We start from the raw sequence: 25,749 nt of genomic DNA on the forward strand, positions 1-25,749 counted from the left end.
CAGTGAACCGTCCTCGTTTTCCTGACCTACAGACCCCCTGGTCAGCGCTGGTTCACGCCCTCCTCCGCGGGCGGCCACGCGTCCCCCCAGTCGGCGTCCCGGGCGGCCCTGTAAAGCGGCCCGTGCCGCTTCGTGACCGTCTCCCGGCGCAGCGAAGGCTCTGTCTCGCACAGGTCGAGGAGTACCTGGCCCTTACGGATCTGCGGCTTGCGTACGACGCGGGCGGGCGCCGGGGTCACCGGGAAGCGGGTCGCCGCGACGTAGCTGAACTTCTCGTCCTCGTACGGGAGGGAGCCGCCCTTCACCCGGCGGTGGAGGGAGGAACGGCTGACCCGGGCGGCGAAGTGGCACCAGTCCTCGCCGGGGACGATCGGGCAGGCCGCGCTGTGGGGGCAGGGGGCGGCGATGTGGAAGCCGGCCTGGACGAGCTGGTCCCGGGCCTCGATGACGCGGAGGTAGCCGTCGGGGGTGCCGGGTTCGATGACGACGACCGTCTGGGCGGCGCCGGCCGCCGCGTCGACCACGGAGGTGCGGTCGGCCTCGGTCAGTTCGCCCAGGACGTAGGAGATCGTGACGAGATCAGTGCTCTCGATTCTGAGCGCCGCTCCGATCTGAGAGCGCTGCCACTCCGCACCCTTCAACTCCGGGTTGGCGGCGGCGATCTCGCGCCCGAGGGTGAGCGCGGGCTCGGCCCAGTCGAGTACGGTGACGGGCCGCGTGCCCTCCCAGACGGCGTTGACAGCCCAGGTCGCGGCCCCTGTCCCGCCCCCGACGTCGACGTGACTGCCGGGTGCCCAGCCGGGCGCGGCCTCGGCGAGGGCCTCCAGCGCCGAGCACACCGCCTCGAACGTGGCCGGCATCCGGTAGGCGGCGTACGCGGCCACGTCGGAACGGTCCCGCAGCACGGGCGCATCGGTCGGCGTCCGCCCCCGGTAGTTGGCGATCAGCCGCTCGACCGCCCGCGCGGCCACCTTCGGCGGCAGCCCGTCGAGCAGACCGGCGAGGGCGGCGCGCAGGGCGTGGGCTGGGGAGACGGGGGTGTTCACGGGGTGATTCTAGAGGTGGGGGTGAGCGTGCCGAGCTTCGCCCGGCAATGGCTGTGAGCCGCGCGAATGGAAGTCCGAGCATCGTCAGGGCGAGTGCGCCGGTGTCCGGCAGGCTGAGGACGACGTTCCGAGTGGCCTGAGCGTGGTGACGGCCCGCGTCCATCTCCGCGTGGTGGGCGAAGGTGATCATCCGCCCGTCCGTGCCGTCCGTCCGAGCCGTGCGCCAGGGGCAGCGCTCGTACTGGCGTACGTTTCTGGCCATACACAGGCGGCACAGCATGGTCGGTGAGTCACAGGGGCACCGATGCCCTCGTGCACACAACAGACGAGACGGCCGACTTCACAGTGCTGTCGCAGGAGTTGACCGGGTTCGACGCGGCGACGCTGCGGGGTACGGGACTCGCCGGGACCTACCTGGCGGTGGCCGCCGAGCAACTGGGCCGGGACCGATTACGGCGGCTGCTGGCAGCGAGTGGCGGCCCGCTCGGTGAGCTGGACGACGATCTGCGCGGTGCCGCGCGCGCCCTCACCCACCTGTGGTACACGGGCAGTTGGCCGGAACCGTCACCCTTCGTGGTGTCGGCGCGCGCCTACGCCGAGGGGTTGGTCTGGAAGGCGGCGGGACTCGCCGCTCCCGCCACCGCACCGGGCGGATACGGGAGTTGGGCCGATTCACCGTCGCCCTACCCCTCCCGGGAGGGCTCTCTGTGAGCCACTTGGCGAGTCACTACGACGTGATCGTCGTGGGTGCCGGGATCGCGGGCTCGATCGTGGCGAAGGATCTGGGCCGCCAGGGTCGCCGCGTCCTGGTCCTGGAGGCCGGGGAGCGCGCCACCGACTCCGCGCGGAGCCACCGTGAGGCCCTCGACCGGTACGCGACGGCATCCGCGAAGGTGCCGGGCTCCACCCAACGGCCCCACCCCGCCGTCGGCTGGCCCGAGGTCACCGACGTGACAGGCACGGACGGCGTACCGGGATTCCGGGCGGCCGGCCATCTTCTGCAGGACGGCCCGCTCCCGTACGCCAGCGGTTACGTCCGGGCCAACGGCGGCACCGGCAACGTCTGGACCGGCCTCGCTCCGCGCATGCTGCCGGAGGACTTCGACACCGAAACCTTCGGGTACGGGCGCCGCTGGCCGCTCACCTATGACGACCTGGAGCCTCATTACCGGTCGGCGGAAAGGGAGTTGGGGGTCGCCGCTGACGCCGACGAGCAGCGCGCGCACGTCGGGCTCGACTTTCCCGAGGGCTACACCTTCCCCATGCGCGCCCTGCCCGCCAGCCATCTGGACCGCCTCCTCGCGGCGAGCCTCGACGGTCAGCGCGTCAAGGACCCGGTGACCCTGGACGAGGTCGAACTGAGGATGGTCGGCACCCCGCAGGCCCGCAACAGCGTGCCTGACCCGGGCTATGACGGCGGGCGCGGCTACGTTCCGCGTGGCGCCCAGGGGCGGCCCGACCCTGCCAGCCGGTGCGTGGGCAACGCGACGTGCATCCCGCACTGCCCCTCGTACGCGAAGTACACCCCGCTCAAGACGCAGGGACAGTGGGGCAGTTCGGTCGCCCTCACCGACCGGGCAGTGGTCAGCCGTGTGCTCGTCGACGGGAACGGACGCGCCACGGGCGTGGAGTACCTCTCGTACGAAGGGCAGGCCACACGGGTGCACGCCGATGTCGTCGTGCTCGCCGCGCACGCCATCGAGAACGCCCGACTGCTCCTCCTGTCCCGGCTCGCCACCCGCAGCGGTCAGGTCGGCCGCAACCTGATGGACCATCCGGTGCTGCTCACCTGGGGTCTCATGCCGGAAGCGGTCGGCCCCTACCGCGGACCCGGGTCCACCTCGGGCTTCGAGGGTTTCCGGGCCGGGCCGCAGCGGCGCGCGCGGGCGCCCTTCCGTATCGAGGTCGGCAACTGGGGGTGGGTGTGGGCCAAGGGCACGGTCGACGGCGACGTCGCCCAACTCCTCCATGACAAAGGCCTGTTCGGAGCCGAGCTGCGGCGCGCCGTCGGGGACCGGGTGGGCCGCCAGTTCACCTTGCAGTTCGAGATGGAGCAGAGCGCCGACCCCGCCAACCGCGTCACCCTCCACCCGCACGCACGCGACCACCTCGGCCTGCCCCACCCCCAGGTCACCTACGACCTGTCGGACCACGTCAAGGACGGCATGGTTGCCGCCAAGGGCGCGTCCGACCAGATCTTCGCCCTGCTCGGCGCCGAGGACCACACCGACTACGCGCCCGCGGCGGCGTGGCCCGGCCGCTTCGAGCACAAGGGCCGCCTCTACGGCTACCGCGGCGCCGGCCACGCCGCCGGCACGCACATCATGGGCGACTCGCCCGGCACCTCGGTGGTCGACTCGTGGCAGCGGTGCTGGGACCATCCCGGCCTGTACGCCGTGGGCTGCGGAAGCATGCCCTCTGTCGCCACCTCCAACCCGACCCTGACCATGGCCGCCCTCGCCCTGCGCAGCGCCCAGCGCATCGAGGCCGACCTCGCCGAACGGGACCACCCCGTCTCCCTCACCCCAGACACCCCAGAAGTTCCCGCATGAGTACGAGTACACGTAGACCCAGGAGTGCCCGAATGAGCCCGCTGCCGCTGCCGCCCGTTGCCGAGCCCTTCCAACTCCCCTTCCATTACGGTGCGTTGCACAACATCGGCATCGACTGGCTCACCGAGGCGGAACCGGTCCGGGACCTGCTCGCCAAGCATCACCCCGCCCTGACCGCCGCCACCTTCGACGGCCGGGCCCTGGTCTCGCTCAACTACCAGCTCTACTTCGCCCAGTACGCGTTCGGCGGGGGTGTCACCCAGGAGATCGAGTACAACGTCATCGCCTTCCCCACGGCCCAGGCGGACCGGATCCCCGAGCTGACCTACGCGCAGTACGCGCAGGGCTGGGACCAGACGAAACTCCTCGGAATCGCCCGCATCCACGTCGTGTGCGACAACCCGTACGCCATCACGGCCGGACGCGAGCTGTACGCCGAGCCGAAGTTCCCGGGCTGGTTCGAGGTCGACCTGCCGTCCCTGAACGGTCCGGCGGGCGATACCTGGACCGTGCGCTGCAAGGCGGCCGAGGTGGCGGAGGACGACGCCCTGGTACGTAAGGACACGCAACTGGTCTCTCTGACAGCCGAGTTGGACGGCCTGACGGCCGCACCCGCCAACAACACCCCCATCACCGGCTACGGCACCGACACCGACGGCCGGGCCCTGGCGGGCCCCATGAACGTCTACCAGCCCTATCGCTGGTACGACCTGAGCGCCCCGCACCACACCGACCGCGTACGCCTGACCGTCCATGCCCCTGACACGGACCTCGGCCGCGACATCCACCAACTCCTCGGCGACACCCCCGCCGTCGGCGCCTGGACCTACCAGTCACCCCCGGTGGCGGCCCACAACCGGCCCTACTATCTGGGCTCCCAGGGTTGATGGAATGCGGCCGTCGTAAGCCGTAGTGGCCGTAACGCGGAGGCCGCGCACCCCGGCCCCCGATACCGTCTCGCCCATGCCCGACGAATGCTTCCGGCACCCCCGCCTCGCCGCGATCTACGACCCGCTCGACCCCGATCGCGGCGACCTGGAGGCGTACGTCGCGGTCGCGGCCGAGTTAGGTGCCAGCCGTGTCCTCGACCTCGGCTGTGGCACCGGTGTGTTCGCGCTGTCGCTGGCGCGCCGGGGGACCGAGGTGGTCGGCGTCGACCCGGCCCTGGCGTCCCTCGATGTCGCCCGTGCGAAGCCCGGTGCCGAACGCGTTCGCTGGATCCACGGTGACGCGACGGACCTGCCGGCCCTCCGGGTCGACCTCGCGACGATGACCGCGAACGCCGCCCAGGAGATCACCGATCCACTCTCCTGGCAGCGGACCCTGCGGGGCGTCCACGCCGCCCTGCATCCCGGTGGCCACCTCGTCTTCGAGACCCGGGACCCGTCGAGGCGAGCCTGGGAGCAGTGGAACCGGGACTCCTCCTACCGGGTGACGGAGATCCCCGAGGTCGGTGCGGTCGAGAACTGTCGAGGTGACGGCGGTCAACGGCCCCCTGGTGACGTTCCGTTGGACCTTCGCGTTCGCCGCAGACGGTGCGGTGCTGACCTCCGACTCCACCCTGCGCTTCCGTGAACGGGAGGAGATCGAGGCGGAGTTGCTCACCCAGGGCTACGAGGTGCGGGAGGTGCGTGACGCGCCGGACCGTCCTGGCCGGGAGTTCGTGTTCCTGGCCCGGCGGCCCGCACGGACACCGTGACGCGCCCCCGTTCCGTACGAAGTCTCAGCTCTCCGCTCGCTCCAGGGACGTACGCCCCTGCCACGGACGGCACATGCCCACGAAGCAGCCGACCGCCACCAGGGCTGCCACCAGCTGGACGACCGCCATCGGGACGGCCGTGTTCTCGCCGGCGATGCCCACCAGCGGGGAGGCGACCGCGCCGATCAGGAAGGAGGTGGTGCCCAGGAGGGCGGACGCGGCGCCCGCGGAGTGGCGGGTTCGCATCAGGGCGAGGGTCTGGGTGTTGGGCATCGCCAGGCCCATCGCCGACATCAGGACGAAGAGCGCGGCGGCCACCGGGAACAGGCCGGCCTCGCCGAACACACCCGTCGCCATCAGCAGGAGTGCCGTCGCCGAGACGGTGATGACCGCGAGGCCCACCGCCAGCACCTTGTCCATCGACACCCGGCCGACCAGCACCTTGCCGTTGATCTGCCCGACGATCACCAGCCCGACCGAGTTGACGCCGAACAGCAGGCTGAAGGTCTGCGGGGAGGCGCCGTAGATCTCCTGGATCACGAAGGGGGACGCGGCGATGTACGCGAACAGGGCCGCGAAGGCGAAGCCGCCCGCCAGGACGTAGCCGGTGAAGACCCGGTCGGCGAGCAGGGTGCGCATGGAGTGGAGCGCCTCGCCGACGCCGCCGGCGTGCCGGTCGGCCGGGTCGAGGGTTTCGGGGAGGCGGAACCAGACCAGTACCGCCAGGGCGGTCCCGACCACCGTGAGGACGACGAAGACGCCGCGCCAGTCCGTCACCCGCAGGATCTGGCCGCCGATGAGCGGCGCGATGATCGGGGCGACCCCCGAGATCAGCATGAGGGTGGAGAAGAAGCGGGCCATGGCCACGCCGTCGTACAGGTCCCTGACGACCGCCCGGGCGATGACTATGCCGGCCGAGCCCGCCAGTCCCTGGACCAGCCGGAAGGCGACCAGGAACTCCAGACTGGGCGCGAGGCCGCACAGGACCGTGGCGACGACATACACCGCGAGGCCCGCCAGGAGGGGGCGCCGACGGCCCCATCGGTCGCTCATCGGGCCGATCAGGAGCTGCCCGAGAGCCATACCGGCCAGACAGGCGGTGAGGGTCAGCTGGACGCTCGCGGCGGGCGCGTTCAGGGAGGTCGTGACCTGCGGGAGGGACGGGAGGTACATGTCCATCGCCAGCGGGGGCGTCGCCGTCAGCCCGCCGAGGATGAAGGTGACCAGGATGCCGGTACGGCGGAGGGAGCGGACGGGGCGAGGGAGGTCCTTCGGTGTCTCCGGCTGTCTCCGGGGACTCTTCATGTCTCCCTGGGGACTCTTCGCGTCCCGCGTGGTTCGGCCACGCTCGGGCATACGCCCTCCCTTTTCGAGTAATGCGCCACCTATGCTCTCAGCTCGTACAGGCGGTTCGTACATTCCGTTCGTACAGAGTGTTCGAGGTAACAAAGGTCACGGACTAGGGGCTGGCATGTCGGCTGAGCGCGTGCGGTGGGGAATTCTGGCTACGGGAGGGATCGCTGCGGCGATGGCCGCGGATCTGGTGGATCTGCCGGACGCGGAACTCGTCGCCGTCGCCTCGCGGAGCGAGGCCTCGGCGAAGGCGTTCGCCGAACGGTTCGGGATCCCCCGGGCCTACGGCGACTGGGCGTCGCTGGCCGAGGACGCCGATGTCGACGTGGTGTACGTCGCCACTCCGCACTCGGCGCACCGGGCCGCCGCCGGTCTGTGCCTGGAGGCCGGGCGGAACGTGCTGTGCGAGAAGGCGTTCACGCTCAACGAGCGGGAGGCGCAGGAGCTGGTCGCGCTCGCGAAGGAGCGCGGCGCCTTCCTGATGGAGGGCATGTGGACCTACTGCAACCCGGTCATCCGGCGGCTGAAGGCGCTGGTCGACGACGGGGCGATCGGTGCCGTACGGACCGTGCAGGCCGACTTCGGCCTGGAGGGACCCTTCCCGCCCTCGCATCGGCTGCGTGACCCGGCGCAGGGCGGCGGGGCGCTGCTCGACCTGGGCGTGTACCCGGTGTCGTTCGCGCATCTGCTGCTCGGGGAGCCCGACGGCATCTCGGCGAGAGCGGTGCTCTCCGACGAGAACGTCGATCTCCAGACGGGAGCGCTGCTCTCCTGGGAGAGCGGTGCTCTCGCTTCGGTGCACTGCTCCATCGTCGGCGGTACGTCCATCGGCGCCTCGGTCACCGGCTCCAAGGGCCGGATCGACGTACCCGGCGGGTTCTTCTTCGCCGACCGGTTCGTGCTGCACCGCGACGGCCGTGACCCCGAGGAGTTCGTCGCCGCCCCCGACCACGGGGCCCGCAACAGTTTCCGGCACGAGGCGACCGAGGTGATGCGCGCCCTGCGGGCCGGCGAGACCGAGTCGCCGCTCGTCCCGCTCGACGGCACCCTCGCCGTGATGCGGACGATGGACACCATCCGCGAGCAGATCGGCGTCCGCTACCCCGGCGAGACCCGCTGATGAGCGAGGGGCGGTCGGCGAACGCCGATCAGTTGACGAATGCCGAGCGGGGGAAGGTCGCGGTCGTCACCGGTGCCGGTTCCGGTATCGGGCGGGCGGTCGCGCTCGAACTGCTCGGCGCGGGCTGGTCGGTGGCGCTCACGGGCCGCCGTATCGAGCGGCTGGAGGAGACGGCCGCCCTCGCGCCCGAGGGTGTCTCGCTCGTCGTACGCGCGGATGTGGCCCGGCCCGACGACGTGGCCGCCCTGTTCGCGGCCGTGCGCGAGCGGTTCGGGCGGCTCGACCTGCTGTTCAACAACGCGGGGACGTTCGGTCCCGGCGGGGTGGCGGTCGAGGATCTGGCGTACGAGGCGTGGCGGCACGTCGTGGACACCAACCTCAACGGGGCGTTCCTGTGCGCGCAGGCGGCCTACCGGCAGATGAAGGAGCAGGACCCCCATGGCGGCCGGATCATCAACAACGGGTCGATCTCCGCGCACACGCCCCGCCCGAACTCGGCCCCCTACACGGCGACCAAGCACGCGCTGACGGGCCTGACCAAAGCACTCGCGCTGGACGGACGGCCGTACCGCATCGCGGTGTCCCAGATCGACATCGGGAACGCGGCGACGGACATGACCGCGCGCATGCGGACGGGTGCCCTGCAGGCGAACGGGGAGATGGCTCCGGAGCCCGTCATGGACGTGGCGGACGTGGCACGCACCGTGCGGCACATGGCGGAGTTGCCGTTGGAGGCGAATGTGCAGTTCGCGACGGTTCTGGCGACCGCGATGCCCTATGTGGGACGCGGCTGAGGGCGTCTCGCGCACCTATTCGAAGACTCAACCTGCACAAGCGGAATTGATTGCTCCGTAGCGTTCGGGCCGGTCGCAGGCATATGCTCAACACGCCTTCTCCACCAGAGATTCACACTTGAGGCTCTGGGGTTCCGGTAGTACACAACGGACCACACCGAGGGGGGAGAAGGCGACAGCCGCTCCATGGCGCAACCGGGTGGGGGTGGACTTCGCGTGGGACCGCGAGGTACGCACCGGGTCATGGAGCGGCTGTCGTGCGCTTGTTCGTGCGCTTGTTCGTGATCATCTCAAGCGTGAGCTGAGCCGGCGCAGGAAGGCGGCACCGACATGACCGTCACCAAGGCCAGATCGGCGCCCACCGGCAACGGTCGGGTCGGCCGAGCTTCGACTCCGATGCCAGTTCGAACGATCCGCTCATCGCCCGAGCAGCTGGTCGATCTCGGCCAACTGCGCTGCGGTGAGCGGCCCTTTCGCGATCGCGCCGGCGTTCTCGTCGGCCTGCGCGACGGTCCGGAAACCGGGGATGGGGACGGTACGGGGGCTGCGCGCCCACAGCCAGCCGAGGGCGCCCTGGGCGAGCGTACGGCCGCCGCTGGTGAGGACCGAGCGGAGCGCGTCGACCTGCGCCAGCCAGTCCGCGTCGGCGCCCGCACCGGGTGTGAAGCCCGGCAGCCAGGCGGGCGGCGCGTTCCGGATGTCCCCCGCTTCGAGTGCCTGCCCGGCGGCCCGCTTCCCCGTCAGCAGCCCCATGGCGAGCGGGCTCCGGTTGATGCTCGCGATCCCCGACTCCTCGCAGAGGGCCAGCATTTCGGGCGCGTCCTGCACGACGTTGAGGCAGTGCTGTACGGCCGCACAGTGCGGGCCCTCGGCGAAGAGGGCGGCGCGGGCCGGGTCGTCGGTGCTCCAGGCGTAGGCCCGGATGAGCCCTTCGGTCACCAACTCCTCACACACACCCCGAAGTTGGATAGCGGCGTCCAAGTCGCCTTCGGACAGGTGCAGTTGGTACAGGTCGACGTGGTCGGTGCCGAGGCGGGCGAGGGAAGCGGTGAGGGCTCGGCGAATGTACCCGGGGCTGTCGTCCTGCCCGTCCGCGATCCGCGTGCGCTCGTCGAAGAGGTTGCCCCACTTGGTGGCGATCACCACATCCGAACGGCGCTTGCCGAGGGCCCGGCCGAGGACGCGCTCGCTGTGTCCGGTGCCGTACACGTCGGCCGTGTCGAAGAAGGTGACGCCCAGGTCGAGGGCGCGCCGGATGGCCCGTACGGACTCGTCGTCGTCGACCTTGCCCCAGCCGTAGGGCTGGCCGTCCGGGGCGCCCCACTCTCCGCCGATGGCCCAGCAGCCGAAGCCGAGGGGGCTGACCTCGATGCCGCTGCGGCCCAGGGTCCGGTTCGCGAAGGCCTGGGTGGTGCCTGTGCTGTCCGTGGTTCCTGTGCTGTCGGTGGTCTCCATGGGTCAGGACAGTAGGAGTTGGAGCCCACTTCAGCGCAAGGGGACCGGTCAGGCCTGGCCCGTCTCGAAGCGCAGGATGCGGCCGTCGTCGACGGTGAAGCTCCACTTGGTGCGCATCTCACCCCAGGTGTCGTTGCTGTAGTTGGCGACGAGGACGCGGCCCTCCCTCGACTCGTTCGCGACGTCCATGTGCCCGTGGGAGGAGAAGATCTCGCGCTCGGTCCAGTCGGCGAGGTCACGGTCGGAGCCGTCGTCGGACATGGTCGCGCCGGGTGCCAGTACGGCTTCGAAGGCCTCGCGGTCGTGCGCGTTCACGGCGTCGACGAAGGCCCGGACGGCCGGGTCGCTGAGCTTGGCGGTCTGAATCGTCATGCCGGTCACACTGGCACCGCCCCCCGGCACCCGCCACCCGAACGGCAGGCACGAACGGCCCTCTCGGGTGCGGTGGGCGTGATCGGTGCGACGGTGGAGGCATGACCTGTGACGACCGATACGACCGGCGTGATCTGGGGCTGCTGCTTCTTCGTCTGGGGACGGGCGGGGTGCTGGCGGCGCACGGCGCGCAGAAGCTGTTCGGGTGGTTCGGCGGACACGGCCTCGAAGGCACCGGCGCCTTCATGGAGTCCGTCGGCTACGCGCCCGGGAAGGCCAGCGCCACGGCGTCCGGCCTCGCGGAGACGGGCGGCGGCACGCTGCTCGCACTGGGCCTGGCGACTCCGGCGGCCGGCGCGGCGGCGGCGGGCGCGATGGTGGGTGCCACCGCCGTGCACGCGCCCAACGGGTTCTTCAACACCGGCGGCGGTTACGAGTACGCGGCCACCCTGGGTCTCGCCGCGGCGGGCCTCGCGGTGACGGGCCCGGGCCGGCTCTCCCTGGACCACGCGCTGGGCCACGTACTGGACCGCGGCTGGATGGTCCCGGCGGCTCTCGCGGGCACGGCCGCGGTCACGGCAGTCGTCGTGGGGGCACGGAACCGGCGTGTGCGGGAGCGTCAACAGGGCACGCAGGAAACGCTGTTCGAGGAGTAGACGGACGGAGTGACAGAGGGAGAAGGGATTCGGGGTGCCGGGGTCGCCGTGGGAGGGTTCTCCCACGGCCGGTGACCTGTGCGGTTCCTTTGCCGCAGGCCGGTGGGGGCTTGTCGCGCTGTTCCCCGCGCCCCCGAGGGGCGCGGTTCCGTGCCCGCCTCCACCGGGCCCACCCCTGCTCGGCCGGTTACGACCCGTTCGCGTTCGACCGGCCGAAGAACTCGATCTCGGCGATGGCCACCTGCTTGTCGCCCGACGCGGCGTGCGCCGAGAGGATCACGAAGCGTACGGAGGTGACGGAGCCGACGCGGAAGGCTCGGGTCTGAGCGCCCGCGCCCTGGTCGAGGTTGAGGATGCGGGTCGTCTTCTTTCCGTCGGCGGTGGTGATCTGTGCCTCGACGCGCTTCGGGAGCGCCGACTCGGAGAGCGTCTCTGCGCGGGCGGAGACGCCGGGCGTGATGAGGACGTCCAGCAGCCGGGTGGGCTCGGCGAACCGGGCCTCGATCCACTGGCCCTCGCCCGACTGGGTGACGCCGGGACCCCACCAGGTGTTGCTCCGCTTGTCGAAGGCCAGTTCGGGCTTGTGGCCGGGGTAGGAGCGGGACGCGGTGACCTTGTCCGGGTCGGCCGGGGCGCGCTTGGCGAAGTGGTCGCGTACGCCGTTCACCGCGTCGCCGAAGTTCATGACCGCCGCGACCAGGAGGGTCAGCACCAGCGCGCCGACCACCCAGTTCCAGACGCGGCCGAAGCCCCGGCGCAGTCGCGGGCGGTCGCCCGCCCACGGGGTCTCGCCGCCCCGCAGGTCCAGCAGCCGGCGCCACCACGGAAGCCGCCGGCCGGGCTCGCCGCCGCCATGGCCCGACATCGGCATGGCGCAACGTCCGCAGAAGTGCCGGTCGGGCATGTTCGGGGTCGCGCACCAGGGGCACGGCAGACCGCCCTGTACGCCGGGTTCCCGGCCCGGGGTACGGACCTGCGGGCGGTCGGCGACCGGGAGGCCCGGCAGCACCGGTGCGACGGACGGCTCCGGGGCGGTCCGGGGTTCGGGGTCCGCGACCGGCACGAGGAGGGACCTGGCGCGGGCCGCGGTGTCGTCCGGCTCGGAGGCGGGAGTGGGAGAGTGCGCGGGGGTGTTCTCCCCCGGTGGTACGGCGGGCTGGGGCAGGGTGTCCGCGTCGGCGCCCTGGGGCGGTTCGGGGGCGGTAGCGGTCGACCGGGGCGAGGGGGCGGGTGCGGGTTCGTCCAGCCGGGCCAGGGCGGTGCGGGGCACCCCGGCGCCGCCGGGGCCCGAGCGGGAGAAGGCGTCCCAACCGGGAGCGGGAGCGTCGGCGCTGCCCGACGGCCCGCCGCCGGACCTCGTCTCCTCGCGCACGCCCGCCGCCACGGCGGGCTCCCCCGCCGGAACGGACACGGGATCGCCGGCACCCGCGCCTCTGACGGAGCCCGCCCGGCCCCCTTGGCCGGCCCTTCCCTCACCCACTTCCCGTCCCTCGCGGTCCGCCCGCTCCTCGCGGTCGGACCAGCTCAGCACCGCCCCGCAGGCGTCGCAGAAGGACTGGCCGGGCTCCGCCCGTGTTCCGCATTCGGCGCAGCTCTGGCTGGTCATCTTTCCGGGGTCCTTTCGGCGACGGTCACCTTGACCGTGTAGGGCATGTGGGCGGGGCGGGCCGCGGCGACGAGGCTGTCCAGCCGGTGTTCGTCCGCGGGTGTCGGGTCGGGCAGCCGCAGGGCGACGTGCAGATGGGGGCGGGGATCGCCGGGGACGGGTCCGAGGGGCCGGGCGTGCCAGTCGGCGCCGCCGCTCTCGGTGATCTCCGGGATCACCCCGAAGGCGAGCCGTACGGCCTCGGACAGGCCTCGCCGGGTGCCTCGTACCCGGTGGAGATACGCGGCGGCGGCGACGGCGGCGCGCAGCCGTTCCTCCGGTTCGGAGCCGTCGATCTCGGCGCCGACCCAGCTGCCGAGCCAGCGCGTGAAGTCGAGGGGGGCCAGGGACGGGGTGAAGTAGGAGTCGAGACAGTCGAGGGCGTTGAGGATGGGCGCGACGACGTCGTCGAGACCGCCGACGAACCGCTGGGCCAGGTCGTCGTCGGCGAAGACCGCCGGGAGCATCGCGCCGATGGGCGCGGAGGAGCCGAGTCCGTCGATGGAGCCTCTCAACGGGCCCTCCCTGCTTGCTGGTCGGGCTTCCTCATGAGCTGTCCCCGATGACCCGCACCCGGTGGTCGAAGGAGAAGACGAGGGACGGCGGGGCGAGGTCGATGCGGTTCGTCGCCTCGCCGCGCTTGCCGGTGAGCGGGTCGGCGGGATGCAGCTGCACCTCGTCGACCAGTTCGACGCCGGGGACGCGTTGCAGGACCGCGAAGACCTCGCCGGACTGCACGGGACGCCCGAAGGGCCAGCCCTTGCCGTCGGCGCCGCCGGTGAGCGGATCGAGGTGACGGTAGAGGGCGTCGTGCGCCTGCCTGCGTACCCGGTCCGTGTCGACGCCCCGGAAGGCGTGCACCGTCGCGACGACGGTGACCCCCTGGTAGAAGGGCGGCCCGACCGCCAACCGCGTGCCGATCAGGCGCCGTTCGTCGAGATAGCGCGTGATGCGCTGCAACAGGGCGTCCCCGGGGACAAGTTGCTCGAAGCGCAGCCGCCCGCCGGGGTCGGGTACGGCCTGCGGTACGACCAACACCCGTACGGCGTAGGCCCCGTGCTCGCCCTCGTCGCCCTCCAGGCAGGTGATGCGGGCGGTCTCGGGGGCGGCGCGGCGGGCGAGTTCCTCGTAGTCCCGCAGGGTGACGGCGCGTTCCTGGGCGCGCAGGGTGATCGGCGCCCTGACCTTGGCCTCCTCGACGGTCTCGCCGTCGACGCCGCCGCGCGCGGCCTCCCGGTTGACGACTTCGGAGACGTACGGGATCGAGCTGCGCATCACCTGTACGGCACCCCGGGCGACGTTGCCCCCCTTGCCTCCGCCGGTGCGGTAGCGGCGGGCGCGCAGGACCGCGCCCTTGGGCGGGACGGCTCCGTACTGGCGCAGGGTGCCGTCGGGTTCGCGGACGGCGGGGCCGAAGGCGATCTCGCCGGTCGCGGCGTCGAGGGTGAGGTGGCGGTCGTCGGGGGCGGAGGCGGAGAAGTGCGGGACGACCTGCCAGTCCGTCCACCCCTCGGGTCCGGCGGCGGACTGGAGGAGTAGGGGCGGGTCGTCGCCGACGACGGGCGAGTTGGCCAGTCGCAGCCGCTGCCCGGGCAGGCCGGTGGACTCGCCGAGGGCCTCGTCGTACACGGTGTCCGCGTGGACCGCACGCGTGGTGCCGCCCATGGTGAAAGCCTCGGCGGACCGGATAGTGGGCGAAGTCGTGTAGAAGGGCTGGTTGTTGAGAGGCTCGGTGACCCGGCAGCGCAGCCAGCCGGCCTCCCGGCCGCCGGTGCGGGAGAGGGTGTGGCCGCCGGGGACGTGCAGGACGACGTCGCCGGGCCGGTTGAGGCCACCGGTGCCGTCCCGGTGGACCTCGCAGGCCGCCCAGCCGTCCTCGGTCCACGCCTCCCACAGGAGCGGCGGCTGGCGCGGGTCGACGCCGACGCCGTCGACGCGGCTGTCGAGGTCGAGGGCGACCGCGCAGTGCGGTACGGCCGCGCTCAGCCCGAACAGCATGCAGTCACCGGGGCTCGGGGCCTCGGCGAAGCAGAGCACGTCCTTGCCCTCGGTGAGGTCGGCTGTCCGGTCGGCGACGGGAGCGCCGTCGCTCTGTACGACGAGGTGCCGCAACTCGCATGGGACGAGGGCGAGTTCGCGTTCCGTGGCGAAGACGACGGCCTCCTCGCTCTCGGTGCGGAGTGTGGCCGCCTCGGTCCCCGGCGGCAGCAGCACCGTCTCCTCCTGGGGCGCCGACAGCCAGAACGTCACGTCCGTGCGGGCGGCCGAGGGCGGGAAGAGGGTGATGCCGACGAGGTCGAGGAAGGCGAGGTGGTTCTTCTCCGGGACGCGGTTGAGGCGGTAGACGATCTGGTCCGCCATGTGCGCGACCGTCTCCACGAGGGTGACGCCGGGGTCGGAGACGTTGTGGTCGGTCCACTCCGGGGCGCGCTGCTGGATGTAGCGCTTGGCGTCGTCGACGAACTGCTGGAAGCGGCGGTCGTCAAGGTTGGGTGAGGGCAGGGCCATCGGTGATCAGCGGTCGCTTTCAGGGGAGTTGCCCGTGTCGCCGGACGCGTCGGGCCCCTCGTGGGAGGGGATGACGTAGAAGGGGAAGACGAGACTGCGCGGGTTGTTGGTGCCGCGGATCGAGTAGCGGACGTCGATGAACAGGACGCCCTGTTCGGCACCGGCGGTGACCTCGACGTCGTCGACCTCGATGCGCGGCTCCCAGCGGTCGAGGCTGGAGTACACCTCGTGCTGGATACGCCCGGCGGTGGCCTCGTTGACCGGCGCGAACACCAGGTCGTGGATGGCGCAGCCGAATTCGGGCCGCATGGGGCGTTCTCCGGGCGCGGTGGCGAGGACGAGCCGGATGGCCTCCTCGACCTCCCGTTCCCCGCTGACGAGGGCGATGCCCCCGGTGGGCCCGATGCGCAGCGGGAACGCCCACCCGGAACCGACGAACTGCTCGGCCATCTTCGTAACCCACCTGCCTTACGGGATCGGATACGGCTTGTTGTTGACCGTGACCAGGCCGTTCAGCATGACGCTGATGGCCCGAATACCCACGTTGGCAACGGAGTTGATCTGAATGGTGCCGGTCGTGCTGATGCTCGCCGCACCGGCCGCCTTGAGGCTGAGGGCGCCGAGCGCGTCCACGTTGACCGCGCCGCCGAGGGACTTGAGGCTGACGATCCCGCGCCCCTGGAGGTTGAGGATGCCGCCGCTTCTGATGTTGATGGCCCGGCGGGCGCTCAGCGTCAGATCGGTACCCGCGTCCACGGAGACGGAGGTGCCGCCCTTGATGCTGACGGAGCCCTTGCTGTCCACGGTGATCTCGGTCTTGGTGCGGTCGAGGTTGATGGTCAGCCTGTCGTTGCCGCTGGCGATGCGCACTCCCTGTTTGCGGAGGCCGGTCTGCTGGCTGAGCAGGTCGACCCGGTTGCCCTCCCGGTCGGACAGGGTGTGCCGGATGGCCTTCTTCTTCAGCGGGTCGTGCAGCTTCACGTCCTTGACGGCGGTCGGCTCGTCCCGCCCGTTGTAGAGCCCGCCCACGACGAACGGATGGTCGAGTGCCCCCCGGTCGAAGGAGACGAGCACCTCGTCCCCGACGTCGAGCGGGAAGATCCCGCCCCCGCCCTTCCCGCCCAGCTGTACGACCCGCGTCCAGTCACTCACGTACGCGTCGTCCAGCCAGGGGAACTGAAGCTTCACCCGCCCCTGTTTCAGGGGGTCCTGTACGTCGGTGACCAGCGCGTTCGCGACGCCGGGCAGCCGGGGTGCGGTGGTCGCGGCGTCGCCGGAGGTGAGGCCGAACAGGGAACGCCACTGGCGTCCGCTGACCGTCACGAGGGTCTCGTAGTGGTCGCCGTCGCCGAAGACGTGCCGTACGGACGTGCAGGTGTACTTGCCCTCGAAGGGCTTGCCGACCTTCGCCAGGGTCACCGGAATCCCGGGACGCAGTTTCGGATTCCCCCGCACGGTGATCTCCAGCTCGGCGAAGGCGGAGGCGACGTCGTCGGCGAGGGCGTCGGCCGCGAACTTGACCTCGGACTGGCGGTCGTACGGCGTGTCGGTCTCGACGAGTACGCCCGCCTTGAAGGGCGCGGAGGCCTTCTTCGGGGTCGTGCCGATGCCGATGAGCGGGGTGGTCCCGGCCGGTGCGGTGGCGGTGAGCTTCCTCTTGGTCGTGACGTCCCAGCCCCGGGCCTGGACCTTGGCGATCTGGTCGGCGGAGGTGACGGCGGCCCTGCAGCGCAGGATGTCGACACCGCCCTCCAGCACGAAGGGGCTCTTCTCACCCGGAGTGCTGACCGGCGGCGCCCCGGACGCGGGGTCGGGCTTGACGAACTGGAACTTCCCCTTGGCGTCCAGGGACATGACCATCTCGCTCTCGTCGGCGAGCCGCGCGAGAAAGTCCCAGTCGGTCACGTTGGCCTGGCTGATGAAGTCGTAGACGGTCTTGGTGCTCTGGATCTTGCCGACCGGAACTCCCGCCGTGGCGACGACCTTTCGGACGATGTCCGAGGCCGTCTGGTTACGGAAGGCGGCCACCCGGCTCTGCCGCATCAGGCGGTGACCGGCGTCGTAGCCACGGATGACGGTGAAGGTGCCGGTGCCGTCGTAGTCGGTCTCCATACCGGTGACCTCGCCGGTGATCAACGGGTCGGCGGCGCCCTTACCGGCGGCAACGGGCGCCAGGATCACGGGAGTTCCGAAGTCGACGCTGAGCTCACCGAGGACCAGGTGCTTCGGGTCGCGGAAGGTGATCCGGAAGGCCCCGGGCACCCCGGCCCCCAGGTCGACCCAGCCGCCGACGAGCAACGGGGCGATGTCGTCGGGCAGTTTGGCGCCCCCGACCTTGACGCTGATGGAGCTGGAGAAGGTGATCTGGACCATCAGGCGCTCGCCTCCTCCGCCGCCGGCAGGATGAGTTCGAGCCCGGTCGGCAGCCTGCCCGGGTCGTCGAGGCCGTTGCGCTCGGCGATGGCCCGCCAGGCGGTCGCGTCCCCGTACTCCCGCCAGGCGAGCGACTGCAACGAGTCCCCGGCGACGACCCGGTGCACGCGCTGCGCGGTGAGCGCGCCCGACGTCGGGTTCTGTCCCTTGGTCTTGCTGGGAATCTCGTGCAGATGCACCTGACAGGTGGCCCGGATGGGCACACCGGTCGTCCCGAAGAGGGAGTAGGTCGCCTCCACGGAACTGACGTACGCGGTGAACCGCGCGGTGGAGAACGACCCCCACTCGAAAACGACCCAGGGCGTCGACGACTGATTGGCGGCGATGCTCTTGGCGGTCGTCTCGCAGCAGGAGAACAGCGCCTCGACCTTCTTCAGCACGCTGTTGCTGCTCGGATCGTCGGACGAGTCGAGGAAGATCTCGACGGTCATCTCGCGCGGCAACGGCCCCTGGAACTCCGGCAGTGAGCCGTCCCGGACAGCCGCCGTGGGAGTGGTCTTCCACTGGGCGCGGCGACTGAGCGACAGTTGGGAGGGGTTGAAGTCGAAGCTGAAGTTCTTGATGAGCGCGCCGGGTGTGGTGCTGTAGCCGATCGGCGGCTCGTGAATGGCGAGCGTGGCCCGCACCAGGCTCTTCCCGGCACCGCCCTTGCCGCCCTTGCTTCCCTTGGCCATGTGGTTCCTGCCTCTTCCCGTCCGCTTCCGTCCTCGTCCCGTCCGCTCGCTCAGTCCGTGAAGCCGTGGTGGGTGATCTCCAGGACCTCCGTGGCGACGCCCGGGTTCGCGGGGTCCAGGGAGGGGCCCTGCCAGCTCACGGGCAGTACGTCGATGAGCCCCCAGCGCGCCACCTCCGAACCGTCGGCGCGCAGCGCGGCGATCTGGGCGGTGGGGCGGGTGACTCCCGTGGTCACACTCGAGATCCAGGCGGCGACCTTGGAGGTGTCCGGCGTCAGCGGCCGGGTCAGCCGGATGTTCGAGAACGTCACCCGCGACGGAAGCGCCCACACGAACCCGTTGTTGCCGCCCTCCTGGTGATGTTCGATCTCCACCGCGGACGACAGGCCCTCGCACCCGTTGAAGTACCCGAGGCTCTCGCCGTCGATGGTGAGGGTGAAGAAGATCGTGGAGCCCGGGTCGGTATCGGTGGACATCGGGGCCTTTCAACTGACGTGTGGAGGTGCGGATGTGTTCGGCGGATGTGTTCGTGCGCGGGTCAGCGACGGGGGTCGCGGAGTTTTCCGATGCGCTCACGGTCGAGACGCAGTTCGGTACGGACCTTGCGGGTGACCCTGTCGATCAGACGGTGGGTGAGTTCGTCGAGCTGGTGGTCGTTCAGCTCCCTGACTTCGAAGGGAGGAGGGGGTTCGCACTCCATCCACTCCGTCTGCTGCGTCTGCTCGGCCTGCTGGTTGTGCTGGGTCCGCCGTGACGTGCCTTGGGTGGCGGGCCGTGCGGTCTGGGGTGCGGGTGCGGCCCTCCGCTGGATGCGGACGGCGGTGGGTGCGGCTGGGAGGGCGGGCTGGGCGGGGGCGGCGCTGGTCATCGCCGGGCGCGGCGGAGCCGGCGGGGTGGAGTGCGCGCGCTGTACGGGGGTGCCGGCGCCGGGGCTGTGCGACCCCGGCGCCGGCAGCGGGACAGAGGCGGGCGGGTGACGAACGGGGGTCACGACCGGCTGCCCTGCGGCGGGCGGCGCGGGACGCCTCAGGGGGGCGGCCTTGGGGGCGACGGGGAGCGCCTGGGCGGGGCGGGCGGCGCGGGGTGGGGCGGGCAGGGCGGTGGTCAGGGCGTGGGCGGAGGAGAGCACTCGCTGTATCTGCGGTGGGGCAGGGCGGGCGAGCTGCACGGCGGCGGGGCGGGCGAGGGGCACGGGAGCTACGGGAGATGTGGCAGGTACGAGGGGTGCGGGAAGTGCCGGGGATACGCGAAGTACGGGGGACCCGTGAGGTACGGGGGCTTCGATCGGTACGTTCGGCGCGTTCGGCGCCGGGAGGTTCGGCGGGGCCGGAGTCGGGGCGGCCGCCTTCACTCCGGTCGCCTCAACTGGGTTGCCGGGTACGGGTATCGCGGGCGCCTGGGGTGTCGCGACGGCACGCTGGATCGGCACCCCGGGTGCGGGTGTCGGCATCGGCGCGACAGGCGTGCCCGTGCTCGTTGCGGGGCGGGCGGGGCTGGTTCCGGTGGCACCCGGTGGGGTCGACGCGGCGGGGCGCATCGCCAAGGGGGACGCGCCTGCGGGCGGTGCGGAGAGCGGGGCTCCCAGGGCGGTACGCCGAAGGGGCGTACTCGGTGCGGTGGGCCCTGCTGTGCGCCGGGTTTCTGTGGCAGCCGTTCGCTGGATCGGGGCGGCCAGTCCGGCCAGGGGCTTGTGCTGGGCGGGGGGCGCGGTGGCCGTGACCGGGCTCGGGGATGGGCGGGAGGGCGCCTGAGGGGTGGCGGGCGTCGCGGTGACGGACGCGGTGTCAGCCGGTCGGGCCGCGTCGGCGTGCGAGGGTGCCTGGGGGGAAGTCGACGGCACGCTTCGAGTGACGGGAGTGACAGAGCGCGGGGCGCCGAGCGCCGCTAATCCGGATTCCCGAGATGCGGAAGTACGCGTCGGGGGCGTCGAGTTGGCGGGTCGGGTGTCGACGGGGGCCGACTGCCGGAGAGGGGCGCCGGTCGCCGGGGGCGGATTCGTGGAAGCGGTGAGCGAGGTCGTACCGGGGGTCGCCGAGCCCGCCGGAGCGGCAACTCGTTGTACGGAGACGGGGCTCGCGGAGGCAACGACCGAGGCTGCGGAAGTGGACGCCGGTCCCACAGGTGCGGCGGCCCGACCCGTCGAGGTGGCCCCCGGTTGCACCGACGCCGGGCCGGAGGAAGCAGCGACCGGGGCAGCAGCAGTAGACGCCGGGTCCGCAGGGGCCGCTGATCCCGCCGGAGTGCCAACTCGCTGCACGGAAGCCGGATTCACGGGGACAGCGACCGAGCCCGCAGAGGGGGCGGCCCAACCCGCCGGAGCGGCAACTCGCTGCACCGAAGCCGGGCTCCCGGAACCGGCAACCGGATTCCCGGGAGCAGCAGCCGCATCCACCGGCGTGACCGCCCCTCCCGCCGAGGTCGCAACTCGCCGCACCGAAGCCGAACTCCCGGAACCGGCGACCGGGCCCGCGGGAGCAGCAGCCGCTTCCCCCGGCGTGACAGCCGGCCCTGCCGAGGTGGCGACTCGCTGCACCGAAGCCGGACTCCCTGAGGCAGCGACCGAGCCCACAGAGGAGGCCGCCGAACCCGCCGGCGCGGCAACTCGCCGCACCGACCCCGAACTCCCGGAACCGGCGACCGCATTCCCGGGAGCAGCAGCCGCTTCCCCCGGCGTGACAGCCGGCCCCGTCGAAGTGGCGACTCGCTGCACCGAAGCCGCGCTCCCCGAGGCAGCGACCGAGCCCACAGAGGAGGCCGCCGAACTCCCGGAACCGGCAACCGGATTCCCGGGAGCAGCAGCCCCATCCACCGGCGTGACCGCCGCTCCCGCCGATGTCGCAACTCGCTGCACCGACGCCGGACTCCCAGAGGCAGCGACCGAGCCCACAGAGGGGGCGGCCGAACCCGCCGGCGCGGCAACTCGCCGCACCGAAGCCGAACTCCCGGAAGCAGTGTCCGGCGGCGCAGGCGTGGCCGCCGGTCCGGCGGAGGTGGCCGCTCGCTGCACCGGCGGATTCCATCCCGCTGTCGGACCAACCTGCGCCGCACTTCCGGCACTTCGGTCCAGCGGAGCGACGTCGGAGGGCGTCAGGGCAGCACCCCGCCCGTCGGCGGGGGAGGTTGAGGTTGAGGACCCCGAATGTGTGAGGCCCGGTCCACCTGGCGTCGCAGCAACCGGGCTCGCTGGGGCGGCAGTTGCCTTGGCCGGAGCAGCGGTCCGCTGGACCACGGGCGTGGACGGAATCGCGGAGGCCTGGGACGGCTCAACCCGCCTCACCGGGGAGTTGGTTGGTGCGTTCGAGACCGTTGATGGCTGCACAGCGGCCGAGTCCGACGTCCCCGACGCCGGAGACGCGGGCCCCTGTCCCGGCGACACCGCACCGGGACGCCCCGCAGTGGCCGACGACATCGCCGGGGGCACCGTGGATGACGGAACAGAACCCCCGGCCGCAGCAACCGGCCCCGTCGAGCCGACGCCGGATACCGCAGGGGTGGTAGGCGAGCCCGCAGATGCGGAGCTCTCACCGGACGGCGTGGCAACGTGCCTCGTCGGTACGGCAGTTGACCTCGCCGAAGCGGCAGACCTCTGTACGGCAGCCGTATCCGTCATCGCAGGTACAGGACGTGACACCGCGGCCGACCCCGACGCACCGGGGGCCAACTGGCCGGACGCGGCGCCCGAACCCGAGGAAGCCGCAGTCGGTCGTACGGGAGGCGTGGCGGACGGCGTCGAGCCCACCGGGGAAGTCGAGGAAGCCAGGGGCTGCTCCGACGCGTCCGAGGCGGGGGCTCCCGGGACCACACCCCGAGAGATGGGCGCGACAGCAACGGCATCGACAGCGGGGGGAGCCCCCGGAGCAACCGTGCCCGTGGCACCCCCGGAACTTCCCGTGGCCGCCGCCGTGGTCTTCCTCGCCACCGGCAAGGTACGCCGCTGCACCACCGCCGCACCGGAAACCCTGGTCAGCGGTGCGACCCCGGACACGGGCGAAGCCACGGCAGCGGCGGAGCCCCCGGCACCCGCAGCTCCACCGGAGGCAACGGGCGCCACCCCCGCAGCTGAAGCCGATGCCGAACCCGAAGACGACGACCTACCCACCGCCGCCACCCGAGGTCCCGCCGCCCGAGCGACCGCCCCCGGAAACGCCACGCGCTGAACGGAAACCCCACCAGAAGCCCCACCAGAAGCAGCCGCACTTCCCGCCGTACCCGGCGCCGCCTCTCCCGTCACGGCCAACGGCATTGACAGTGACGGCAGTTCAAGCCCAGGTCCGGGCCCCCGCGACTCGACGAGAGCGCCCCGCACCAGCCCGCTCGGCGCGTCGTCGTGAACGGCGTGGGAGAGGGTGCCGGTGAAGGAGGGGTTCTGCCAGGTCGTGAGCCGGGCGGCGAAACCGGCGTCGGCGACACCCGTCCGGCCGACGGCGGTCGCGCGCTGCATCGGCGGCAACGCGGACCACCCGGCCGACGGCGCACGGGACCCCGGAGGGGACGTGTCCCCTCCTCCGGTCCCGACCCCGCCGTCAACTCGCTCACCGGAGCCAGAACTTGCCGCGCCCGCAGCCCCATCGGTCCCCTCGGCACCCCGACGACGTGCCCTCAACCGCTCGACGATCCCCACGACCTCACCCCTCTCCCGCGCCGCGCGTGACAAGGGCCGCGATCCGGTCCGTGTAACGGCGCCGGTCGCGGTGTTCGAGGTCGAGGATGTCGTCCATGCTCCAGTGGAAGTGGTAGGCCACGTACGCGATCTCCTCGTACAGCCGGTCGCTCGCGTACGTCACGATTCCCCCAGGCGGCTCCCGCCGAGTTCGACTTCGAACGGCTGCTCGCAGTGCGGGCAGGTCACCCCGGCGCGAGTGTGTCCCTCGGCGTTGATCTGCCGGTAGAAGTCCTGGAGGAAGGCGAGGTCGGAGGCGAACATGTTCTCCACCACGCCGTCGTGCACGAGCGGCAGCGAGCCGAGCCGGGTGATGACCCGGCCGAGCAGGACCACCGACAGATACGCCGGGTTCTCCTGGACGCGCATGTCCCGCAGGGGGATCAGCTCGTCCCGGGCCGTGGCCAGCCGCATCACACCGTCGCGATGCACTGTGCCGTTCTCGTCGACGTATCCGCGCGGCAGCTCGAACTCGAACTCGGTGCGCAGCCGTTGGGGAGCGGCGGCGGCAGCGACCTGTTCCGTCGCCGGTGCCGCCTCCGCCCCGGGGAAAGCCGGACCGGGGTCGGCGAACGCGGCCCCGGCCGGCCTGGGAACCGTACGACGCATTACTCGATGACCAGTTCTTCGAACGTGATCGTGACCGTCTCCTGCAGCGCGGACGCCTCGCCGGCCTTCACCGTGCTGGTGTCGATCTTGCTGCACCAGGCGTTGCGCATGTTGTAACGCTTGACCGGGTTGTTCATGTAGTCCATGACCATGATCGTGGCGTTCTTGCGGGCCGTGGCCATCTGACCGGCGACCGACTCGGTGATCCACTGGTTGAAGGCCGAGGACTGGGTCATCCCGCGGACGACCGTGCAGGTGCCCGCCTTCTTCACGCCCGGCAGCTTCTTCGTGACGGGCTTGCCCTGGGCGGAGACCTGCTGGTACTCGATGACGTCCTGCTCGATGCTGAGGCCGCTGACCTCAGCGAGGTACTCGACCATCACGCCGTCGATCTGCAGGCCGAAATTGTGTGAGGTGAGGGCGTCACCCGGCTGGAGACTCATCTGGCTCTCTTAACTCTCTTAAATCTGGGTGTTTCATGGGGACTTGACGGTCACGCGCGAAGCCGGAGGGTGGGCCTACTCCTCCAGCTCGCCGCTGCCGCCCGAGAACTGGGCCAGGCGGAAGATCACGAACTCGGCGGGCTTGACCGGCGCGATACCGATCTCGCAGACGACGCGGCCGAGGTCGACCGACTCCGGCGGGTTGGTCTCCTCGTCGCACTTGACGTAGTACGCCTCCTCCGGCCGCTGGCCGAACAGGGCGCCGCTGCGCCACTCGTTGACGAGGAACGCCGAGACGTTGCGCCGGATACGGGCCCACAACTGGTGGTCGTTCGGCTCGAAGACCACCCACTGGGTGCCGATCAGGATCGACTCCTCCAGGTAGTTGAAGTAGCGGCGCACGTTGAGGTAGCGCCAGGCCGGGTCGGAGGACATCGTGCGGGCGCCCCAGACGCGGATGCCCCGGCCGGGGAAGGCCCGGATGCAGTTGACGCCGATGGGGTTGAGGAGGTCCTGCTCACCCCGGGTGATCTGCATCTCCAGGTCCACCGCGCCGCGTACGACCTCGTTGGCGGGCGCCTTGTGCACACCGCGCTCGGAGTCGTTGCGGGCCCAGATGCCGGCGATGTGGCCGCTCGGCGGGATCATGCGGGAGTGGCCGGTGGCCGGGTCGAACGCCTTGATCCAGGGGTAGTACAGGGCCGCGTACTTGGAGTCGTAGCCCGCGGTCTCCTGGCGCCAGACACGGATCTGACGGGCGTTCAGGCCGGGCGGCGGGTCGATGACGGCGACGCGGTCGCCCATCAGCTCGCAGTGGGCGATCAGACCGAGCTGGACCGCCTTCACCTGTTCCAGGTCGATCGCGCCACGCTGGTAGGCCGCCATCAGGTCGGGCACGGCGACCATCGACACCTCGTCGACGGCCTCCAGGCCACCGAACCCGGTGCGGTCGGCGGAGTCGCCGAGGTACTCGGCCGCGCCGGCGTGCTCGCCCTCGTTCTCCACCGCCGCCGGGGTGACCGGGGTGGGGGCGGCCGGGGCGGCGAGCGCCACGGTCTGGTTGTCGGGGCGGACGAGCTGCGCGGCGGGCGCCGTCTCCTGCACGGTGATGAGCTTGGAGCGCTCCTTCACCTGGGTGACGACGTAGTTGCGGCCGCCCTTCTTGGCGGTCACGTCGAACGTCTCGACGGCCTTGTCGCCGTCCTTGACGATCAGCTTGAACCGCTCGGCCGGGCCCTCGCCCTCCGGGTCGGCGATCTCGACGTTCAGCGAGCCGCCCGCTATCGCGGTCACACTGAAGGTGCCGAGCTGCTTCGGCTCTCCGGCCGGCAGCGCGGCCCGGTCGCCCGCGCCCGCGACGGCCCTGGTCGGCGCGGTGCCTCCCGCGACGCCGCCGGACGCACCTCCGACCCGGACGACGTACGCGGCCGAGCCGCCGTTGTTGAAGAAGCCGTAGACGCTGTGCGCGAGGTAGTAACCATCGGTGAAGTCACCGAAGGCAGCGACGTACTGCGTCCAGTTGGTCACCAGTGTCGGCTCGTTCAGCGGGCCGGTCGGCGCGAGTCCGACGAAGGCCGCGACCGAGGTGCCCACTCCCTCGATCGGACGTGAGCCGCTGGCCACCTCCTCGACGTATACGCCGGGCGACAGGTAGGACGGCATGCTCTGATCTCCTCGGGGTACGAGACAGGACACCTCTCACCCTCACGCGCGCGTCCCGTCCGACGGAA

General features: G+C 71.5%; 23 protein-coding genes and 1 pseudogene. 8 read left to right on the forward strand and 16 right to left on the reverse strand.

The window, feature by feature from the left end; genetic code table 11:
* Positions 1–41: 41 nt before the first annotated feature.
* Positions 42–1,046: a small ribosomal subunit Rsm22 family protein gene (locus QA861_RS36140; protein WP_334592942.1), complete on the reverse strand. Its 1,005-nt coding sequence runs from the start codon at positions 1,044–1,046 to the stop codon at positions 42–44.
* 312 nt (positions 1,047–1,358) lie between these two features.
* Between QA861_RS36140 and QA861_RS36145 the strand changes: the two genes are divergently transcribed.
* The 4 genes and pseudogenes from QA861_RS36145 (at position 1,359) to QA861_RS36160 (ending at position 5,297) form a co-directional block, all read left to right on the forward strand.
* Positions 1,359–1,757 carry a hypothetical protein gene (locus QA861_RS36145; RefSeq protein ID WP_334592943.1) on the forward strand — a complete coding sequence of 133 codons (399 nt, stop codon included), beginning with the start codon at positions 1,359–1,361 and terminating at the stop codon, positions 1,755–1,757.
* Positions 1,754–3,598, forward strand: a complete 1,845-nt coding sequence (locus QA861_RS36150) for an FAD-dependent oxidoreductase (RefSeq protein ID WP_334592944.1) — start codon at positions 1,754–1,756, stop codon at positions 3,596–3,598. Before QA861_RS36145 ends, QA861_RS36150 begins: the two co-directional genes overlap by 4 nt.
* A 32-nt stretch (positions 3,599–3,630) precedes the next feature.
* Positions 3,631–4,485, forward strand: a complete 855-nt coding sequence (locus QA861_RS36155; RefSeq protein ID WP_334592945.1) for a hypothetical protein — start codon at positions 3,631–3,633, stop codon at positions 4,483–4,485.
* Between the two features lie 76 nt (positions 4,486–4,561).
* Positions 4,562–5,297, forward strand: a pseudogene (locus QA861_RS36160) (class I SAM-dependent methyltransferase).
* Positions 5,298–5,321: 24 nt separating this feature from the next.
* On the opposite strand, the gene QA861_RS36165 reads toward QA861_RS36160, so the two are convergent.
* Positions 5,322–6,602 carry a multidrug effflux MFS transporter gene (locus tag QA861_RS36165; protein ID WP_334592946.1) on the reverse strand — a complete coding sequence of 427 codons (1,281 nt, stop codon included), beginning with the start codon at positions 6,600–6,602 and terminating at the stop codon, positions 5,322–5,324.
* Between the two features lie 166 nt (positions 6,603–6,768).
* On the opposite strand from QA861_RS36165, the gene QA861_RS36170 reads away from it, so the two are divergent.
* Both QA861_RS36170 and QA861_RS36175 read left to right on the forward strand, forming a co-directional pair.
* On the forward strand, positions 6,769–7,770 hold the full coding sequence (locus tag QA861_RS36170) for a Gfo/Idh/MocA family protein (protein WP_334592947.1): 1,002 nt from the start codon (positions 6,769–6,771) through the stop codon (positions 7,768–7,770).
* Positions 7,770–8,564 carry an SDR family oxidoreductase gene (locus QA861_RS36175; protein ID WP_334592948.1) on the forward strand — a complete coding sequence of 265 codons (795 nt, stop codon included), beginning with the start codon at positions 7,770–7,772 and terminating at the stop codon, positions 8,562–8,564. Before QA861_RS36170 ends, QA861_RS36175 begins: the two co-directional genes overlap by 1 nt.
* A gap of 417 nt (positions 8,565–8,981) precedes the next feature.
* Here QA861_RS36175 and QA861_RS36180 read toward each other — a convergent pair whose 3' ends face one another.
* Positions 8,982–10,019 (reverse strand): aldo/keto reductase, encoded by a 1,038-nt coding sequence (locus QA861_RS36180; RefSeq protein WP_334592949.1) that lies wholly within the window; start codon positions 10,017–10,019, stop codon positions 8,982–8,984.
* Positions 10,020–10,067: 48 nt separating this feature from the next.
* On the reverse strand, positions 10,068–10,391 hold the full coding sequence (locus QA861_RS36185; RefSeq protein ID WP_334592950.1) for a nuclear transport factor 2 family protein: 324 nt from the start codon (positions 10,389–10,391) through the stop codon (positions 10,068–10,070).
* A 101-nt stretch (positions 10,392–10,492) separates the two neighbouring features.
* On the opposite strand from QA861_RS36185, the gene QA861_RS36190 reads away from it, so the two are divergent.
* On the forward strand, positions 10,493–11,047 hold the full coding sequence (locus tag QA861_RS36190) for a DoxX family membrane protein (protein ID WP_334592952.1): 555 nt from the start codon (positions 10,493–10,495) through the stop codon (positions 11,045–11,047).
* Positions 11,048–11,234: 187 nt separating this feature from the next.
* Here the strand turns inward: QA861_RS36190 and QA861_RS36195 are convergent, their stop codons facing one another.
* From QA861_RS36195 to QA861_RS36230, 8 genes are all read right to left on the reverse strand, one after another.
* A complete protein-coding gene (locus tag QA861_RS36195; protein ID WP_334592953.1) occupies positions 11,235–12,653 on the reverse strand; it encodes an NADase-type glycan-binding domain-containing protein in 1,419 nt (472 codons plus the stop codon).
* Positions 12,650–13,207 carry a phage tail protein gene (locus tag QA861_RS36200; RefSeq protein WP_334592954.1) on the reverse strand — a complete coding sequence of 186 codons (558 nt, stop codon included), beginning with the start codon at positions 13,205–13,207 and terminating at the stop codon, positions 12,650–12,652. The genes QA861_RS36195 and QA861_RS36200 overlap by 4 nt, the downstream gene beginning before the upstream one ends.
* A gap of 31 nt (positions 13,208–13,238) precedes the next feature.
* On the reverse strand, positions 13,239–15,200 hold the full coding sequence (locus QA861_RS36205; RefSeq protein ID WP_334592955.1) for a putative baseplate assembly protein: 1,962 nt from the start codon (positions 15,198–15,200) through the stop codon (positions 13,239–13,241).
* Between the two features lie 6 nt (positions 15,201–15,206).
* Positions 15,207–15,650 carry a GPW/gp25 family protein gene (locus tag QA861_RS36210; RefSeq protein WP_334592957.1) on the reverse strand — a complete coding sequence of 148 codons (444 nt, stop codon included), beginning with the start codon at positions 15,648–15,650 and terminating at the stop codon, positions 15,207–15,209.
* Between the two features lie 18 nt (positions 15,651–15,668).
* Positions 15,669–17,573 carry a VgrG-related protein gene (locus tag QA861_RS36215; RefSeq protein WP_334592958.1) on the reverse strand — a complete coding sequence of 635 codons (1,905 nt, stop codon included), beginning with the start codon at positions 17,571–17,573 and terminating at the stop codon, positions 15,669–15,671.
* Positions 17,573–18,307 (reverse strand): CIS tube protein, encoded by a 735-nt coding sequence (locus QA861_RS36220; RefSeq protein ID WP_334592959.1) that lies wholly within the window; start codon positions 18,305–18,307, stop codon positions 17,573–17,575. The genes QA861_RS36215 and QA861_RS36220 overlap by 1 nt, the downstream gene beginning before the upstream one ends.
* A gap of 50 nt (positions 18,308–18,357) precedes the next feature.
* Entirely contained in the window at positions 18,358–18,783 is a 426-nt protein-coding gene (locus QA861_RS36225) for a phage tail protein (RefSeq protein ID WP_006377862.1), read from the reverse strand.
* Between the two features lie 62 nt (positions 18,784–18,845).
* Entirely contained in the window at positions 18,846–19,499 is a 654-nt protein-coding gene (locus QA861_RS36230) for an extensin (RefSeq protein WP_334592960.1), read from the reverse strand.
* 2,008 nt (positions 19,500–21,507) lie between these two features.
* Here QA861_RS36230 and QA861_RS36235 point away from each other — a divergent pair.
* The gene (locus tag QA861_RS36235; RefSeq protein WP_334592961.1) at positions 21,508–22,464 is read left to right on the forward strand and encodes a hypothetical protein; all 957 of its coding nucleotides are present in this window, start codon (positions 21,508–21,510) and stop codon (positions 22,462–22,464) included.
* Positions 22,465–22,932: 468 nt separating this feature from the next.
* Here the strand turns inward: QA861_RS36235 and QA861_RS36240 are convergent, their stop codons facing one another.
* The 4 genes from QA861_RS36240 to QA861_RS36255 all read right to left on the reverse strand — a co-directional run bounded on the left by QA861_RS36240 (position 22,933) and on the right by QA861_RS36255 (position 25,681).
* Positions 22,933–23,091 carry a DUF6760 family protein gene (locus QA861_RS36240; RefSeq protein ID WP_319096300.1) on the reverse strand — a complete coding sequence of 53 codons (159 nt, stop codon included), beginning with the start codon at positions 23,089–23,091 and terminating at the stop codon, positions 22,933–22,935.
* Complete coding sequence (locus tag QA861_RS36245) at positions 23,088–23,576, reverse strand: hypothetical protein (protein WP_334592964.1); 489 nt, start codon at positions 23,574–23,576, stop codon at positions 23,088–23,090. Before QA861_RS36245 ends, QA861_RS36240 begins: the two co-directional genes overlap by 4 nt.
* Positions 23,576–24,019 carry a phage tail protein gene (locus QA861_RS36250; RefSeq protein ID WP_006375239.1) on the reverse strand — a complete coding sequence of 148 codons (444 nt, stop codon included), beginning with the start codon at positions 24,017–24,019 and terminating at the stop codon, positions 23,576–23,578. Before QA861_RS36250 ends, QA861_RS36245 begins: the two co-directional genes overlap by 1 nt.
* A gap of 75 nt (positions 24,020–24,094) precedes the next feature.
* Positions 24,095–25,681 (reverse strand): phage tail sheath subtilisin-like domain-containing protein, encoded by a 1,587-nt coding sequence (locus QA861_RS36255; RefSeq protein ID WP_334592965.1) that lies wholly within the window; start codon positions 25,679–25,681, stop codon positions 24,095–24,097.
* Between the last annotated feature and the right edge of the window lie 68 nt (positions 25,682–25,749).

Origin of the sequence: Streptomyces sp. B21-083 (assembly GCF_036898825.1) — a bacterium.
In the GTDB taxonomy this organism is placed as follows: Bacteria; Actinomycetota; Actinomycetes; order Streptomycetales; family Streptomycetaceae; genus Streptomyces.